The organism is Microbulbifer sediminum (assembly GCF_021729035.1).
Classification (GTDB): Bacteria; Pseudomonadota; Gammaproteobacteria; order Pseudomonadales; family Cellvibrionaceae; genus Microbulbifer; species Microbulbifer sediminum.
Window position 1 is genome coordinate 99445 of the sequence record NZ_JAJSAP010000001.1, and the last position, 14410, is coordinate 113854.

The 14410-nt window shown below is 61.2% G+C and carries 16 protein-coding genes; 1 reads left to right on the forward strand and 15 read right to left on the reverse strand.

Annotated features, from left to right (window positions below; genetic code table 11):
- Positions 1–89: 89 nt before the first annotated feature.
- The 15 genes from hisS to trmJ form a co-directional block, all read right to left on the reverse strand.
- On the reverse strand, positions 90–1352 hold the full coding sequence (hisS, locus tag LVD11_RS00430; protein ID WP_237054837.1) for a histidine--tRNA ligase: 1263 nt from the start codon (positions 1350–1352) through the stop codon (positions 90–92).
- 84 nt (positions 1353–1436) lie between these two features.
- Positions 1437–2549 carry a flavodoxin-dependent (E)-4-hydroxy-3-methylbut-2-enyl-diphosphate synthase gene (ispG, locus tag LVD11_RS00435; protein ID WP_237054839.1) on the reverse strand — a complete coding sequence of 371 codons (1113 nt, stop codon included), beginning with the start codon at positions 2547–2549 and terminating at the stop codon, positions 1437–1439.
- 184 nt (positions 2550–2733) lie between these two features.
- Positions 2734–3891: a RodZ domain-containing protein gene (locus LVD11_RS00440; protein WP_237054841.1), complete on the reverse strand. Its 1158-nt coding sequence runs from the start codon at positions 3889–3891 to the stop codon at positions 2734–2736.
- Positions 3881–4660 (reverse strand): type IV pilus biogenesis/stability protein PilW, encoded by a 780-nt coding sequence (gene pilW / locus LVD11_RS00445; RefSeq protein ID WP_237054843.1) that lies wholly within the window; start codon positions 4658–4660, stop codon positions 3881–3883. The genes LVD11_RS00440 and pilW overlap by 11 nt, the downstream gene beginning before the upstream one ends.
- A 75-nt stretch (positions 4661–4735) precedes the next feature.
- Entirely contained in the window at positions 4736–5863 is a 1128-nt protein-coding gene (gene rlmN / locus LVD11_RS00450; RefSeq protein WP_237054845.1) for a dual-specificity RNA methyltransferase RlmN, read from the reverse strand.
- Between the two features lie 57 nt (positions 5864–5920).
- Positions 5921–6349, reverse strand: coding sequence for a nucleoside-diphosphate kinase (ndk, locus tag LVD11_RS00455; protein ID WP_237054847.1), 429 nt, complete (start codon positions 6347–6349; stop codon positions 5921–5923).
- Positions 6350–6569: 220 nt separating this feature from the next.
- Positions 6570–6764, reverse strand: a complete 195-nt coding sequence (iscX, locus tag LVD11_RS00460; protein WP_237054849.1) for a Fe-S cluster assembly protein IscX — start codon at positions 6762–6764, stop codon at positions 6570–6572.
- 42 nt (positions 6765–6806) lie between these two features.
- Positions 6807–7145, reverse strand: coding sequence for an ISC system 2Fe-2S type ferredoxin (gene fdx, locus LVD11_RS00465; RefSeq protein WP_091509122.1), 339 nt, complete (start codon positions 7143–7145; stop codon positions 6807–6809).
- 85 nt (positions 7146–7230) lie between these two features.
- Entirely contained in the window at positions 7231–9108 is a 1878-nt protein-coding gene (gene hscA, locus LVD11_RS00470) for a Fe-S protein assembly chaperone HscA (RefSeq protein ID WP_237054851.1), read from the reverse strand.
- A gap of 133 nt (positions 9109–9241) precedes the next feature.
- Positions 9242–9772: a co-chaperone HscB gene (hscB, locus tag LVD11_RS00475; protein WP_237054854.1), complete on the reverse strand. Its 531-nt coding sequence runs from the start codon at positions 9770–9772 to the stop codon at positions 9242–9244.
- A gap of 112 nt (positions 9773–9884) precedes the next feature.
- Positions 9885–10208 carry an iron-sulfur cluster assembly protein IscA gene (gene iscA, locus LVD11_RS00480; RefSeq protein WP_237054856.1) on the reverse strand — a complete coding sequence of 108 codons (324 nt, stop codon included), beginning with the start codon at positions 10206–10208 and terminating at the stop codon, positions 9885–9887.
- Between the two features lie 21 nt (positions 10209–10229).
- Positions 10230–10637, reverse strand: a complete 408-nt coding sequence (iscU, locus tag LVD11_RS00485) for a Fe-S cluster assembly scaffold IscU (RefSeq protein WP_237054858.1) — start codon at positions 10635–10637, stop codon at positions 10230–10232.
- Between the two features lie 28 nt (positions 10638–10665).
- Entirely contained in the window at positions 10666–11880 is a 1215-nt protein-coding gene (locus LVD11_RS00490) for an IscS subfamily cysteine desulfurase (protein ID WP_237054860.1), read from the reverse strand.
- Positions 11881–11959: 79 nt separating this feature from the next.
- Positions 11960–12442: a Fe-S cluster assembly transcriptional regulator IscR gene (gene iscR / locus LVD11_RS00495; RefSeq protein WP_237054862.1), complete on the reverse strand. Its 483-nt coding sequence runs from the start codon at positions 12440–12442 to the stop codon at positions 11960–11962.
- Between the two features lie 130 nt (positions 12443–12572).
- Complete coding sequence (trmJ, locus tag LVD11_RS00500) at positions 12573–13394, reverse strand: tRNA (cytosine(32)/uridine(32)-2'-O)-methyltransferase TrmJ (protein WP_237054864.1); 822 nt, start codon at positions 13392–13394, stop codon at positions 12573–12575.
- Between the two features lie 166 nt (positions 13395–13560).
- Here trmJ and LVD11_RS00505 point away from each other — a divergent pair, with 166 nt between their 5' ends.
- On the forward strand, positions 13561–14361 hold the full coding sequence (locus LVD11_RS00505) for an inositol monophosphatase family protein (RefSeq protein ID WP_237054866.1): 801 nt from the start codon (positions 13561–13563) through the stop codon (positions 14359–14361).
- Positions 14362–14410: the final 49 nt, after the last annotated feature.

Sequence of the window (14410 nt, forward strand, 5' to 3'; positions counted from 1 at the left end):
TGATTGTTTGAGACTTCCGGCAGGAGCGCCCGGTGTCGGCGCTCGCAATTCGCTCGCAGCCGGGAACCACTCCTGCTCGATTCTGTTATTCAGCCCTGCAACACCGCAGCCAGTTCATCAACGGCCACTGTCTGTTGGGGGGCATCGGCGCGCAGGAACTTGACTGTGACCTGCCCGGCCGCTGCCTCGTCCTCACCGATAATGAGGGCGTAATCCGCATTGCTACGATCCGCTTTTTTCATCTGGCTTTTGAAGCTGCCGCCGCCACAGTGTGTCTGCAGGCGCAGCCACGGCAAGCTGTCGCGAACCTGCTCAGCCACTGCCAGAGCGGCCGATTGTACATCACCCACCGCAACCAGGTAGGCGTCCACCTGCTGTTCCAGGGCTTCAGGCAGTACCTGCAGTGTCTGCAGCAACAAGACCAGGCGCTCCACACCCAGGCCAAAGCCTACCGCGGGGGTGGACTTGCCACCCATTTGCTCAACCAGCCCGTCGTAGCGCCCACCGGCGCAGACCGTACCCTGGGCGCCCAGGCTGTCGGTAACCCACTCGAACACGGTCTTGCCATAGTAATCCAGGCCACGGACCAGCCTGGGGTTTATCTCATACGCGACACCGGCGGCATCCAGCATACTGCGCAAGCTGCCAAAGTGCGCTGCAGATTCCTCGTCAAGGAAGTCCAGTAGACACGGGGCATCGGCCAGCAGTTCCTGCGTCTGGGCATTCTTGCTGTCCAGGATCCGCAGCGGGTTGCGCTCCAGGCGACGCTGGCTGTCTTCATCGAGCTGCTCGCGGTGGCGGTTCAGGTAAGCCACCAGCGCCTCCCGGTAAGCGGCGCGGCTTTCACTGTTGCCCAGTGAGTTCAGCTGCAGCTGTACGTGGTCGGCAATACCCAGCTGGCGCCACAGGCGCGCGGTCATGATCAGGATCTCGGCATCGATATCCGGGCCCTCGATACCGAACACCTCGACACCGAACTGGTGGAACTGCCTCAGTCGACCTTTCTGCGGGCGTTCGTAGCGGAACATGGGGCCGAAATACCACAGGCGCTGCGGCGTCGTCAGCAAGTTGTTCTGGATCGCCGCGCGGACCGTGCCGGCGGTGCCCTCCGGACGCAGGGTGACGCTGTCACCGCTCTTGTCATCAAAGGTGTACATTTCCTTCTCGACAATGTCGGTGGCCTCCCCGACCGCGCGACTGAAAAGCTGGGTCACTTCCAGCAGGGGCGTGCGGATCTCGCTATAGCCGTAGCGCCCGAAAAGTTCGCTCAGGGTGGCTTCCACGTACTGCCAGGTGGGCGAGTCCCCCGGCAAAAGGTCATTCATGCCGCGAATTGCGCGAAGCTGTTTCAACGGTATTCCTTAACTGATTATCTCGAGTTTATATTTCCCGCCTGCCGGGTCTTTTAACGGTCGCACCTGCAGGCTGCCGGGCTGTCAGGACCTGGCGATAATATCCGCATCGCGCGCTTCCTTGGCCGCTGCTTTCTCGCGGATCAGGCGCTCCAGGTCGTCCACCAGGCTGTGATTCTTGAACTTGCGATCGGGCTGCCCATCCACGTAAATGGCATGGCTCGGCGTGCCGCCGGTGAGGCCGATATCGGCTTCCTTGGCTTCTCCGGGCCCGTTGACGATACAGCCGATCACCGCAACGTCGAGCGGCGTGGTGACGTCTTCGAGGCGCGTCTCCAGCTCGTTCATGGTCTTCACTACGTCGAAATTCTGGCGCGAGCAGCTCGGACAGGCGATAAAGTTGATCCCCTTGGAGCGCAGGCGCAGGCTCTTGAGCAGGTCCCAGCCGACCTTCACCTCTTCTACCGGATCCGCCGCCAGGGACACCCGCAGTGTATCGCCGATGCCATCCAACAACAGCGCCCCCAGGCCGATGGCCGATTTTACCGTACCGGATCGCAGGCCACCGGCCTCGGTAATCCCCAGGTGCAGGGGCTGCTCAATCTGCTGGGCCAGCTTGCGGTAGGCTGCCGTGGCCATAAAAATATCTGATGCCTTGACGCTGACCTTGAAGTCCTGGAAGTCGAGGCTGTCAAGGATGTCCACATGGCGCAGGGCGGATTCCACCAGCGCGTCCGGGGTGGGTTCGCCATATTTTTTCTGCAGATCCTTTTCCAGCGACCCGGCATTGACGCCAATCCGAATCGGGATACCAAGGTCTCGTGCCTTGTCCACCACCGCCCGAATGCGCTTTTCCCGGCCAATGTTACCCGGGTTGATACGCAGGCAATCCACGCCCAGGTCAGCGACCCGCAGGGCAATGCGGTAGTCGAAGTGGATATCCGCCACTAGCGGTACCCCGGCCTGCTTCTTGATCTCGCCGAAAGCTTCAGCGGCATCCATGCTGGGCACGGACACACGGACAATATCGGCACCGGCCTGTTCGAGCCGCCGGATCTGTTCGACCGTGGCATCGACGTCGCAGGTATCTGTATTGGTCATGCTCTGTACGGAAATCGGCGCTCCGCCACCGACGGGCACATTGCCGACCATGATCTGGCGCGAGACGCGGCGGACAATAGGTGACTCGAATTGCATAGGGCTGACCTGGCAGTTTCGCAGAGTGAAAATCAGAGGGGGGAATTATAGGGCCTGTTCACCGTAAATTCGATGGCAGTGACTGGAGCAGTCACGGTGGGCTACGAAGCCCTCGGGCTCAGCCCGGACAGGCCCCTGCATGGCGCAATCCTGCCAGGATTGCGCCATGCAGGCAGGATAGGAACTAGTCGCCGACTGTGATCCGGCGGGTACGGCGGTTACCAAGGGGGTCACTGTTAACCAGTTCGCCCTCAAAGCGCACTTCGGTGGCCGCGGCGTTGCCCAACATCAGCCGAAACGGCGGCTCACCGCGAAGATCCACTTCGGAACCGGCGGGCTGCAACTTGGCCACCAATACACTGCCCTTGCCATCTTTCACCTCAACCCAGGCTTCCTCGGCGAAGCTGAGCTGCAGGCGCGCCTGCTCTGCTGCAGCTTCGGCAGCCGCTGCCGCTGCGGCCTCGGTCGCGGAGGCTGGGGAGGTTTCATTCACGCTATCCCCGGCCGCTTCATCAGTGGCGGGTGACGCAGCTACCGCCACAGCCGGCTCAGGAGCGGCCTCCTCAGCGGGTGCGGTGGATTGGGGCTCCGGCGCCCGCCCCACAGCCGCAGCCGTCGGGGCATCGACTCCTGCCTGACCAGCACCGTCGGGTGCATCCGTATCCACGGTATCCGCACTGGCCGCCACTGCCACAGCAGAGGAACTGTCGGCGCCTGCACCGATATCGCCGGAAGACTCCTCAACCAGCTCGTCTTCGACCGCGACCTGGCCTGCAGCAGTAGCACCCCTCTCCTCAGCCGGTCCGGCGGGAGCCGCAAGGTCTTCCACGGATTCCGACTCAGCAGCGGTTTCAGCGGCAGAACCGGTCACCCCGGCTGAAACGACGGCCGGCGGTGTAAAATCGCGACCGTTCATCCACCAGAACACACCGGCCACCGCGATAAGTGGCAACAGTGCCAGGCCCGGCAATTTGCTCCGGCCGCCTGGCTCGGCCACCGAGTCCCGCTGCACATGATCGAGGATCGCGCGGCTTTCTTCCTCTTCTCCGCAGTAACCGGAGTAGGCTTTCAGGATCGGGGCCTCATCGACATTGAGCTCTTTGGCGATGTTACGGATGTAGCCCTTGATATACAGGGCTGCCGGCAGGCGATCGTAATCATCGTTCTCGAGGAGGGAAAGCTTGTCGCCGATAAAGCACATGCGCTCGGAGAGCTCGGCGCGTGTGAGCCCAGCGGCCTCGCGGGCGCGGCGAATCAGGGTACCCGGCGTATCCCCCGACACCTGCTGGGTGCCGCTGGATTCTTCGGTCTTTTGATCAGCTTCGAACTGGTTAACCGTCATTGGCCTTCATCTTCTGGTATTTGAGCGTTTCCGCCGAATAGGGATAGAGGTTTTTCAGGGCAAGGGCGTAACTGCGTTCCTTGTCTCGGTTGCCGAATATCTTCTCCAGGCGAATGCCCAACCACAGGGACTGGGGTATCTGCCGGTTTTCCGCACTGTAGCGATCCAGGTAGTGCTTTGCCTCTGTATAGGCACCGGCGTCAAACTTGAGTTCCGCCAGCTCCAGTAACGCCTGGGGCAAGTCGTCATCCAGGGCCAGCGCACGGCGGTAGGCCTTCTCAGCCTCCTCGTCCCGGCCAAGCTCCCGCGCACAGCGCCCAAGGTTTGCCAGGGCATAGGAGCGACGTCGATAGGTAAGATCCTCGGAGGCGATGCGAAATTGCTCCAGGGCCTCCTGGTAACGTTCCTGCTGGTAGAGGAACACCCCGTAGTTGGTGTGCGCCATGGAGAAATCGTCACCGTAACGCAATGCCTTGCGGAAGTGCTCCTCGGCCACCTCGAACTCCTGGTCGGCCTGGTAGAGCAGCGCCATACCGTGATGGGCGCGGGGATCACGGCGCCCGAGGTCCAGCGCCTTGTTGAAGTGATAGCGAGCCAGCTCCCGGTTTTCCCCGGTCTGCAGGTAGCGCAAGCCCAGCTGGACATGGGTCTTCAGAGCCTTGTCCAGGTTGACCTCGCCCTGATCAGGCATGCCAGTGGTTACACAGCCACTGAGCCAGACACTGAGGATCACCCCCGCCAGCGGCAGGGAAAAGAGTTTCGACAACACAACATCACCTGTAGTTTTTATAGTCTTTGCGCCGGGGACCGGCTGCTGCCCTTTACAGGGACCGGCCGTACCCCCTCAACCCACGATGCGCACCGGTTGTGCTGCATTCCGGTAGCGCTCGGCGCGCCGCGTGCGATCGTTGACCGTCCCGGCCAGCTGGCCGCAGGCCGCCGCGATATCGTCTCCACGGGTTGTGCGCACAGTTACGGTAAAGCCTTTGTCGAGCAAAATCTGCTGAAAGCGTCGCAAAGCGTTGTTGCTCACGCGCTGGTAGTCCGAAAGCTCAAACGGGTTAAAGGGTATCAGATTTATCTTGACCGGCACATCGCGCAGAAGCTCCGCCAGCTGCTGGGCATGCTCGGGGCGGTCATTCACCTCCCGCATCAGCGTGTACTCGATGGTCATCTTCCGGTGGGTGTCCGGCATGCGTTCGATATAGCGCTTGGCGCTGTCCAACAGCATGGCGATCGGGTACTTCCTGTTGATCGGCACCAGTTCGTTGCGCAGCTCATCATTGGGCGCATGCAGGGAGATCGCCAGGCTCACGTCAGTCACGTCTGCCAGCTTATCCAGGGCGGGCACTACACCCGAGGTGCTCAGGGTGACGCGACGCTTGGAGATACCGTAGGCATTGTCCTCCATCATCAGGTTCATCGCATCCACCACATTGTCAAAGTTGAGCAGGGGTTCCCCCATGCCCATCATGACGACATTGGTCACCTTACGGGGCCCCCTGGGCTGCAGCTGGCCGAAAGATTTACAGGCAATCCAGACCTGGGCGATGATCTCCGCCGCACTCAGGTCCCGGTTGAAGCCCTGCTTGCCCGTGGCACAGAAGCTGCAGTCAAGGGAACAACCCACCTGGCTGGAAACACACAGGGTGCCGCGCTCACCGTCGGGAATGTAAACGGTCTCTATGGCACTGCCGCCGTCTACCTTGATCAGCCACTTGCGGGTACCGTCCGCAGAGTCCCACTGGCCCAGCACTTCTGGTGCGCGAATCTCCGCCACCTCGGCCAGCTTCTCGCGCAGGGCCTTGCTGACATTGGTCATCAGGGAAAAGTCGTCCACACCGCTCTGGTGAATCCACTTCAGCACCTGCACCGCACGGAAGCGCTTCTCGCCCAGCGACTCAAAGAACGCGGTCAGCTTATCGACCGAGAGGCCGAGCAGATTCACTTTTTCGGTTTGTGCCTGGGTCATGGATTCACCTCGGGGAGTGGATTGCGCCGGCCTGGGCAGGCCGGCGCGAGTGCGGCCTTATGCGCGCGGGCAGATTTCTTCGTCGGCGAAGAAATAGCTGACCTCGCGGGCGGCCGACTCGGTGGAGTCGGAACCGTGTACGGCGTTGGCGTCAATGCTGTTGGCAAAATCGGCACGGATGGTGCCAGCCTCGGCTTCCTGCGGGTTGGTGGCACCCATCAGGTCGCGGTTGGCCATAACGGCATTTTCACCCTCAAGTACCTGCACCACGACGGGGCCTGAAGTCATGAAGTCCACCAGGTCCTTGAAGAACGGGCGCTCCTTGTGCTCGGCGTAGAAGCCCTCGGCCTTTTCACGGCTCAGGTGCAGCATTTTCATGGCGACGATACGCAGACCGGCCTTTTCGAAACGACTTTCGATTTCACCGATAACATTCTTTGCTACCGCGTCCGGCTTGATGATGGAAAGAGTGCGCTCCAGGGCCATGTTTTTCTCCAATTGACAGTTTTTAAAAGCAAAAAGAGCAACCGCGGTCGCTCTTCCTTGAATTCCTTGCAGTCACGACCGGGTAACACACCCGGCCGCCGGCGCCGCGACTCATTGGTCCGGCAAAGCCGGCCACCTGATCGCGGCGGGCGGATTATACGCACAACTGCATGAAGTTTGTACTATTTCCGCGGCCCCTTGGTGGTCGCTGACAGACGGGTCAGTCGGCCTCTTCAATCCAGGCCGCCTGGATGGCCTCCAGGATCTTCTCACCACAACGGGCCGGGTCATCGTCAAATCCCGGCAGCTCAATCACCCAATTGCGCAAGTCGACAAAGTTCACCCGCAGGGGGTCCACCTCCGGGTGTGCCTCGACCAGCTCAATGGCGATGTCGTTGATATCCGTCCACCTCATGCGTGCGCCTCCGCTGCTGCGTCAAAGTCGCTGACTTTCTGGTCAGTGCTTTTCCGATACCTGGTTAATCGTGTATTTGGGAATTTCGACCACCAGGTCCTCATCGTCGACGATGGCCTGGCAGGACAGTCGTGACTCCGGCTCCAGGCCCCAGGCCTTGTCCAGAAGGTCTTCCTCAAGTTCATCCGGCTCCCCCAGGGAGTCAAAGCCCTCACGCACAATGACATGGCAGGTGGTACAGGCGCAGGATTTCTCGCAGGCATGCTCGATTTCCACGCCGTTGGCCAGCGCCGCATCGCAGACACTGACACCACTCTCCACTTCCACAACCTTGCCTTCCGGGCAGATCTCCTCGTGGGGCAAAAATACGATTTTCGGCATAGTTCGCTAACTCGCTATGGTCTCAATTCCGGACGATAACGCCCGGCCAGCCTGGCACGGTTACCCGCCACCCGGCGAAAAAATGTTATTGGTCGAACTCATCCAGCGTGTGACCCTGCATGGCGCGCTTGATGGACGCATCCATTCGCCGTGCCGCAAAAGGCCCGGAGACATCATTCAGGGTTTCGATCCGCCGGCGGATCTCATCGGCATCACCGCCATTATGGGCCAGTCGCAGCGCCTCCATGGCCTTCTCGAGCTCATTCAGCTCGCCCTCATCCAGAAGCTCGGCACCATTTTCCTGCAACGCCACAAGCAACGCCTCGAGCGTACGCTCTGCCTCTACCCGGGCCTCCCGGACCGCGCGGGCCGCGACATCCTCTTCCGCGTGCGTGTAGGAATCCTGCAACATCCGCGTGATATCGGCATCCTCAAGCCCGTAGGACGGCTTGACGGTGATATCGGCGCTCACACCGCTGCTTTTCTCCATCGCGGTAACTGACAGCAGCCCGTCGGCGTCCACTTGGAAAGTGACCCGGATGTGGGCCGCGCCCGCGGTCATCGGTGGGATGCCACGTAGCTCGAAGCGAGCCAGGGAACGGCAGTCCTGCACCAGCTCCCGCTCACCCTGCACCACATGGATGGCCATGGCTGTCTGCCCATCCTTGAAGGTGGTGAATTCCTGCGCCTTGGCCACGGGGATGGTGGTATTGCGGGCAATGAGCTTTTCCGTCAGGCCGCCCATGGTCTCGATGCCCAGCGACAGCGGAATCACATCCAACAAGAGCAGGTCATCGCTGGACTTGTTGCCCACCAGCACATCGGCCTGCAGCGCTGCACCGATTGCCACCACCTGGTCCGGATCGATGTCGGCATGGGGCGCGCGGCCGAAAAATGACTCAACCCGCTCCCGCACTCGCAGGGTGCGGGTGGAACCACCCACCAGCACCACTTCCTTTACCTCTTCCGCGGCCACACCTGCGTCGCGCAGGGCGCGCTTGCAGGCGCGCAACGTCTTATCGATCATCGGGTCGAGCAGCGCTGCCATGCCCTCGCGGTCGAGAACCCCGTGCCAGTCACCGTACTCGACTGCCACCGATTCCCTTTCTGCCAGCGCCTCCTTGGCGACACAGGCACGATCGAGCAGCGCGCGCTGGGCAATCACGTCGTGATCCGTGCCCAACCCTGCCTGGTCCGCGATCCAACCGGCGATGGCACGGTCGAAGTCGTCGCCACCCAGGGCGGAATCGCCGCCAGTGGAAAGTACCTCGAATACGCCACGGGACAGGCGCAGGATGGAAATGTCAAAGGTGCCGCCACCCAGGTCATAAACCGCAATGACACCTTCCTCACCCTGGTCGAGGCCATAGGCCACGGCCGCGGCTGTGGGTTCATTCAGGAGCCGCAGCACATGCAAGCCCGCCAGTTGCGCGGCGTCCTTGGTGGCCTGCCGTTGTGCATCATCAAAGTAGGCAGGTACGGTAATCACGGCACCGTCGAGCTCTCCACCCAGGGCCGCTCTGCCCCGCTCCGCCAGCACTTTAAGGATCTCAGCCGACACCTGGACCGGATTCACCGGGCCCGAATCAGTCTCGATCGCCACCATACCGCCCTTGGTCGCCTCATCTGCGGACTGCACGAAACGGTACGGCAACTGCTCGCCGAAGCTCTTAACATCGCCGATTCCCCGCCCCATGAAACGCTTGATCGACAGCATTGTGTTGTAAGGGTCAGCCCCCGCGCGCTCCCGTGCGGCAGCACCAACGGTCACCGCCCCATCCGCGCTGTAATGGACCGCAGACGGCAGGATGACACTGTCGCCCTCCGCCTCGATCGCTTCGGCACTGCCGCTACGCACTGTCGCAACCAGTGAATTGGTCGTACCCAGGTCGATACCCACGGCGCGCTTGCGCTGGTGGGGCTCGGGAGTCTGTCCGGGCTCGGATATCTGCAGTAATGCCATCTGCTAACTCATTCTCGCTTTCGGTGACTTCATTCGTGCATGCCCTGTATCAAGCCGGGCGGTCAACAGGCGCTTCCCGCACCCCGCCGGGCGCAGCCGTGCACTTGTCGTCGATCTTGTGGGATCCGCAGGATCAATAATCCCCCAGCAGATCCTCTTCCAGCTCTTCCACCTGGTGCTGCAATTTCCGCAGGAACTGCAATTTGAGCAGGGAGTCTTTGGCCCGTTCCAGCTCCCCACCAGCAAACAGTTGCGCGAATTTCTCCTGCTCGGCGGAAAAGAGTCCGGAAGTCTCAGCCTCCAGCGCCTCCAGCGCGGCACCGGGGTCCGACTCACTGCGCACCTCCTCGAGCCGCTCCCGCAGCATCATCTGCTGCATCAGGAACTCGGCATCTGCAGTGGTCTGCTCGGGACTGATTTCGACGCCGGCCAGCTCCAGCAGGTAACCGGCCCGCGCGACTGGCTCACGCAGCGTGTTATACGCTTCGTTGATCCGGGCGGCATACTGCAGGGCCAGCCGCTGCTCGCGGTCGGACCGCGCAGCATACTTGTCCGGGTGAAACTCCCGCTGCAGTTCGCGATAACGCCCCGCCAGGGCCTCGCGATCCACACTGAAGCCCGGTTTCAGGCCAAAAATCTCGAAATAATTACGCTGCTCACTCATCGAATTCCCGGTCCCCGCTGTGACGGCCCGGATGGCTCACGCATCACCCGGCCCTATAAAAAAGGCCGGCGTGCAGTGACGCACCCGGCCCATCAACCCGGCAACGCCAGGCTCACACGTGAAAACTCTCGCCGCAGCCGCACTCGTTCTTCACATTGGGGTTTGAGAAGGCAAAGCCCTCGTTCAATCCTTCCTTGACGAAGTCGAGTTCGGTACCGTCCAGATACACGAGGCTTTTGGGATCCACGATCAGCTTCACCCCCTCGTGATCAAACACTTCATCCTCGGCATTGGCCTCATCCACGAACTCGAGTACGTACTGCATCCCGGAGCAGCCAGCGGTCCTGACACCCACGCGGATGCCAATGCCCTTGCCGCGGTTGGCGAGCTGGCGCTCGATATGCGCCCGCGCCGCCTCTGTCATGGTAATTGCCATATAGTAAAGTCGCCTTACTGCTTAGCTGGCCGCGCTCTCGTTCACCTTGCTAGTGCGCTTCTCACGAATATCGCGCACTGCGGCCTTGATTGCATCCTCGGCCAGTACGGAACAGTGAATTTTCACCGGCGGCAACGCCAGCTCTTCAGCAATAGCAGTATTTTTGATCTGCTCCGCTTCATCGATGCTCTTGCCCTTCACCCACTCAGTCAGCAGTGAGCTGGAGGCGATGGCTGAACCGCAGCCGTAGGTCTTGAACTTGGCATCCTCGATAATGCCCTGATCATTCACCTGGATCTGCAGGCGCATCACGTCGCCACAGGCAGGGGCGCCGACCATACCGGTCCCCACGTTGTCGGATTTGTCGTCCATACGGCCGACATTGCGCGGGTGCTCGTAGTGATCGATAACTTTGTCGCTATAGGCCATGGCTATTCTCCTGAATCATTCACGTGCGTTAATGGGCGGCCCATTCAATGGAATTGAGGTCGATACCGTCTTTGTACATATCCCACAGTGGTGACAGCTCACGCAGCTTCTCCACCGCCTTGCGAACCTCGGCGGCCGCATTGTCCACGTCCTGCTCGCTGGTAAAGCGACCAAAGCTGAAGCGCAGGGAACTGTGGGCCAGCTCGTCATTCACACCCAGCGCACGCAGTACATAACTCGGCTCGAGGCTCGCTGAGGTACAGGCCGAACCGGAGGAGATCGCCAAGTCCTTCAGGGACATAATCAGGCTCTCACCCTCTACAAAGGCGAAACTGACATTCAGGTTGCCGGGTACGCGCTTCTCAAAGGAGCCGTTGACATGGACTTCCTCCATATCCTTGATCGCATCCCAGAAGCGGTTGCGCAGCATCACCAGGCGCTCGTTCTCAGCCGCCATCTCTTCTTTGGCAATCCGAAACGCCTCCCCCATACCCACAATCTGGTGGGTGGGCAGGGTACCCGAACGCATACCGCGTTCATGGCCACCACCGTGGATCTGCGCCTCGATCCGCACCCGCGGCTTGCGGCGTACGTAGAGGGCACCAATACCCTTGGGGCCATAAATCTTGTGGCCGGAGAAAGACATCAGGTCGACTTTCATCTCCGCCAGGTCGATCGGCAGCTTACCGGCGCTCTGCGCGGCATCCACGTGGAAAATCACCTTCCGCGTCCGGCAGATCTCACCGATTGCGGCGATATCATTGATCACGCCGATCTCGTTGTTGACGTGCATCAGGCTCACCAGAATGGTGTCCTCCCGCAGCGCCTCCTCAACCTGCTCCGGGTAGACGATGCCGTCCGGATGCGGATTCAAATAGGTAACCTCAAACCCCTCGCGCTCCAGCTGTCGGCAGGCATCCAGCACAGCTTTATGCTCGATCTTGGAGGTAATAATGTGCTTGCCGCGCCCCTGGTAAAAGTGTGCCGCACCCTTGATGGCGAGGTTGTCAGACTCGGTGGCACCGCTGGTCCAGACAATTTCGCGCGGGTCCGCATTCACCAGGTCGGCAACATGGCGACGCGCTTCCTCCACAGCCTCTTCCGCTTTCCAGCCGAACAGGTGAGAGCGCGAGGCCGGGTTACCAAAGTTACCCTCCATCGTCAGCTGCTCCGCCATCTTGGCAGCGACCCTCGGGTCCACCGGGCAGGTAGCAGCGTAGTCCAGGTAAATGGGAAGCTTCATATTCAATTCTCTCCGCGCACTGGGTCTGTCGATTCGCGTGTGCTCTCGGGTTTACATCCGGGCGCCCGCCAGCCTGCTGTCACTGCAGGCTGCCGATAACCGCCACTTTCTCTTCCGGCGCCGCCTCACGCATATCCTGGCGCCGCGCCACTTCCTGCACTTCGGCCCGCGCCACCAGGTTGGTGAGGCTGATACCACTCAGGAAGCTGTGAATCTGTTCACTCAGGTCACACCACAGATAGTGGGTGAGACACTGCTCTCCGCCGGCGCAGTCGCTGTTGCCACCACAGCTGGTGGCATCCACTGACTCGTTGACCGCATCAACGATCTGCGCCACATATATATCGTCTCCGGCCCGGGCCAGGCGATAGCCGCCTCCGGGGCCGCGCACGCTGGACACCAACCCCGACTGGCGCAACCGGGAGAATAGCTGTTCAAGGTATGACAGGGAGATACCCTGGCGCTTGGATATATCTGCCAGGCTGATCGGGCCGCGATCGGCGTGCAACGCCAGATCCAGCATCGCTGTGACCGCGTAACGGCCTTTGGTTGTCAAACGCATGTCAGCTCCCGACTGATCCATTGCCCTTTCGACGGGGCGCGAGTATGGAATAACCAACTAACTCAGTCAAGTATATAACCACTCAGTCCAGTCGGGTATTGGGCAATGAGCGGGCCCGCCGGATCTCGTACTAGCTCGACGGGGAATCGTCTCCCGACTTACTGTCCGGGCGCCCTTTGCCACCCGTGCGGTAAATATAGTTCTGGATTGCTGTCAGCATGCCGCGCAGGATTCCCAACTCCATATCATCGGGACGGACGCGACTGAACAGACGGCGCAGACGGGTCATGGTCTGGCGGGGGTTATCAGGGTCGATAAAGCCGAGCTCCCCGAGCGACTGCTGCAGGTGCTCGAAATAGAGCTCCATATCGCTCGCCTTGGCCGGCGGCCGATCCCAGTCGGAATAGCTCAATGCCCCGCCCCGCTCTGCCTCCAGGGCGGCCACACGTGCCTCGTAGGCCAGGACCTGCACCGCCGTGGCCAGGTTCAGGGAGCTATACTCGGGATTGGCGGGAATGTGCACATGGAAGTTACAGGCCTGCAGCTCCTCATTGGTGAGCCCGCGGTCCTCGCGCCCGAAAACCAGCGCAACCGGGTGAGTGGCGGCCTCCACCACAGCCCGCTCGCCACACTCCCGGGGCGTGAGCAACGGCCAGGGGATACGCCGCTCCCGGGCGCTGGTGGCAACCACCAGGCCACAGTCGGCCACAGCCTCCTCCAGGGTGTCGACCACCACCGCTGTCTCCAGCAGGTCCGCCGCACCCGCGGCGCGCCAGATGGCATTGGCAGCGGGAAACTCCCGCGGTGCCACCAGGTACAACTGCTTCAAACCCATGTTCTTGAGGGCTCGGGCGGCACCGCCGATATTACCCGGGTGGGCACTATTCACCAGCACCACGCGTATGTTGTCGAGGGCACTGGGAGCGGCAGTATCGTTGGGGGACTTGGCCATACTGAAGAAATAATCCGGGCTGTTGCGGGCGCGCGAGTGTAGCAAATCTGGCCAAGAATCCCTACAATCCGCCGCGGCCGGCCAGCCCGGCCCCGGAGACTTCGTGACTCAAAAGTCATGCATCTCCCGCTTTTTAACCTCCCCAACCACTTAGTGCGGACAAGTTATGGAACCCATGCTGAATATTGCCCTGCGCGCAGCGCGCAAGGCCGGAGAACTGATCGAGCGCGCCTGGGAGCGCGACGTGACCAAGTTCGAGGAAAAAGGGCGCAATGATTTCGTCACTGAAGTGGACCGCGCCAGTGAGCAGGAAATCATCTACCACCTTCGTAAGGCCTACCCCCGGCACAGTATCCGCGCCGAAGAGAGCGGCTTTCATGAGGGTGCCGAGCCAGACTACGAGTGGATTATTGATCCGCTGGATGGCACTACCAATTTTATTCACGGCATCCCGCAATTTGCGGTTTCCATCGCCTGCCGCTACCGCGGCCGCATCGAGCACGCTGTGGTGCTGGACCCAATCAAGCGCGAGGAATTCACTGCCAGCCGCGGTCGCGGTGCAGCACTGAATGGACGCCGAATCCGGGTCACCAACCGCCAGAACCTGCGCGGCGCCCTGATCGGTACCGGTATTCCCTTTAACGGTCCGGCGTTCGACAATATCGACCCTTACCTGGCCGCCCTCAAGGAAATTGCCGGACAGACTTCCGGTATCCGCCGCCCCGGCGCGGCCGCGCTGGACCTGGCCTATGTGGCGGCGGGCCGGTTTGACGGATTCTGGGAAATGTACCTGAACACCTGGGATATCGCCGCGGGTTCACTGCTGGTCAAGGAGGCCGGGGGCCTGATCAGCGACTTCCGCGGTGGTGAGAATTACCTGGACAGCGGTCACCTGGTCTGTGCCAGCCCCAAGGTCTTCAAGCCGCTGCTGCAGATTGTGGGGCGCCACCTCGGCCAGGTCCGCTGACCTGCCGATCACACCCCGGGCCTTACTGCTGGCCCGGGAACCCCACGCC

What these genes read in the sequence shown, in the direction of transcription:
- ispG (WP_237054839.1), bottom strand. Translation starts at nt 2,549, where the DNA reads ATGCAATTCGAGTCACCTATTGTCCGCCGCGTCTCGCGCCAGATCATG.
- LVD11_RS00440 (WP_237054841.1), bottom strand. Translation starts at nt 3,891, where the DNA reads ATGACGGTTAACCAGTTCGAAGCTGATCAAAAGACCGAAGAATCCAGC.
- rlmN (WP_237054845.1), bottom strand. Translation starts at nt 5,863, where the DNA reads ATGACCCAGGCACAAACCGAAAAAGTGAATCTGCTCGGCCTCTCGGTC.
- ndk (WP_237054847.1), bottom strand. Translation starts at nt 6,349, where the DNA reads ATGGCCCTGGAGCGCACTCTTTCCATCATCAAGCCGGACGCGGTAGCA.
- iscX (WP_237054849.1), bottom strand. Translation starts at nt 6,764, where the DNA reads ATGAGGTGGACGGATATCAACGACATCGCCATTGAGCTGGTCGAGGCA.
- fdx (WP_091509122.1), bottom strand. Translation starts at nt 7,145, where the DNA reads ATGCCGAAAATCGTATTTTTGCCCCACGAGGAGATCTGCCCGGAAGGC.
- hscA (WP_237054851.1), bottom strand. Translation starts at nt 9,108, where the DNA reads ATGGCATTACTGCAGATATCCGAGCCCGGACAGACTCCCGAGCCCCAC.
- hscB (WP_237054854.1), bottom strand. Translation starts at nt 9,772, where the DNA reads ATGAGTGAGCAGCGTAATTATTTCGAGATTTTTGGCCTGAAACCGGGC.
- iscA (WP_237054856.1), bottom strand. Translation starts at nt 10,208, where the DNA reads ATGGCAATTACCATGACAGAGGCGGCGCGGGCGCATATCGAGCGCCAG.
- iscU (WP_237054858.1), bottom strand. Translation starts at nt 10,637, where the DNA reads ATGGCCTATAGCGACAAAGTTATCGATCACTACGAGCACCCGCGCAAT.
- LVD11_RS00490 (WP_237054860.1), bottom strand. Translation starts at nt 11,880, where the DNA reads ATGAAGCTTCCCATTTACCTGGACTACGCTGCTACCTGCCCGGTGGAC.
- iscR (WP_237054862.1), bottom strand. Translation starts at nt 12,442, where the DNA reads ATGCGTTTGACAACCAAAGGCCGTTACGCGGTCACAGCGATGCTGGAT.
- trmJ (WP_237054864.1), bottom strand. Translation starts at nt 13,394, where the DNA reads ATGGCCAAGTCCCCCAACGATACTGCCGCTCCCAGTGCCCTCGACAAC.
- LVD11_RS00505 (WP_237054866.1), top strand. Translation starts at nt 13,561, where the DNA reads ATGGAACCCATGCTGAATATTGCCCTGCGCGCAGCGCGCAAGGCCGGA.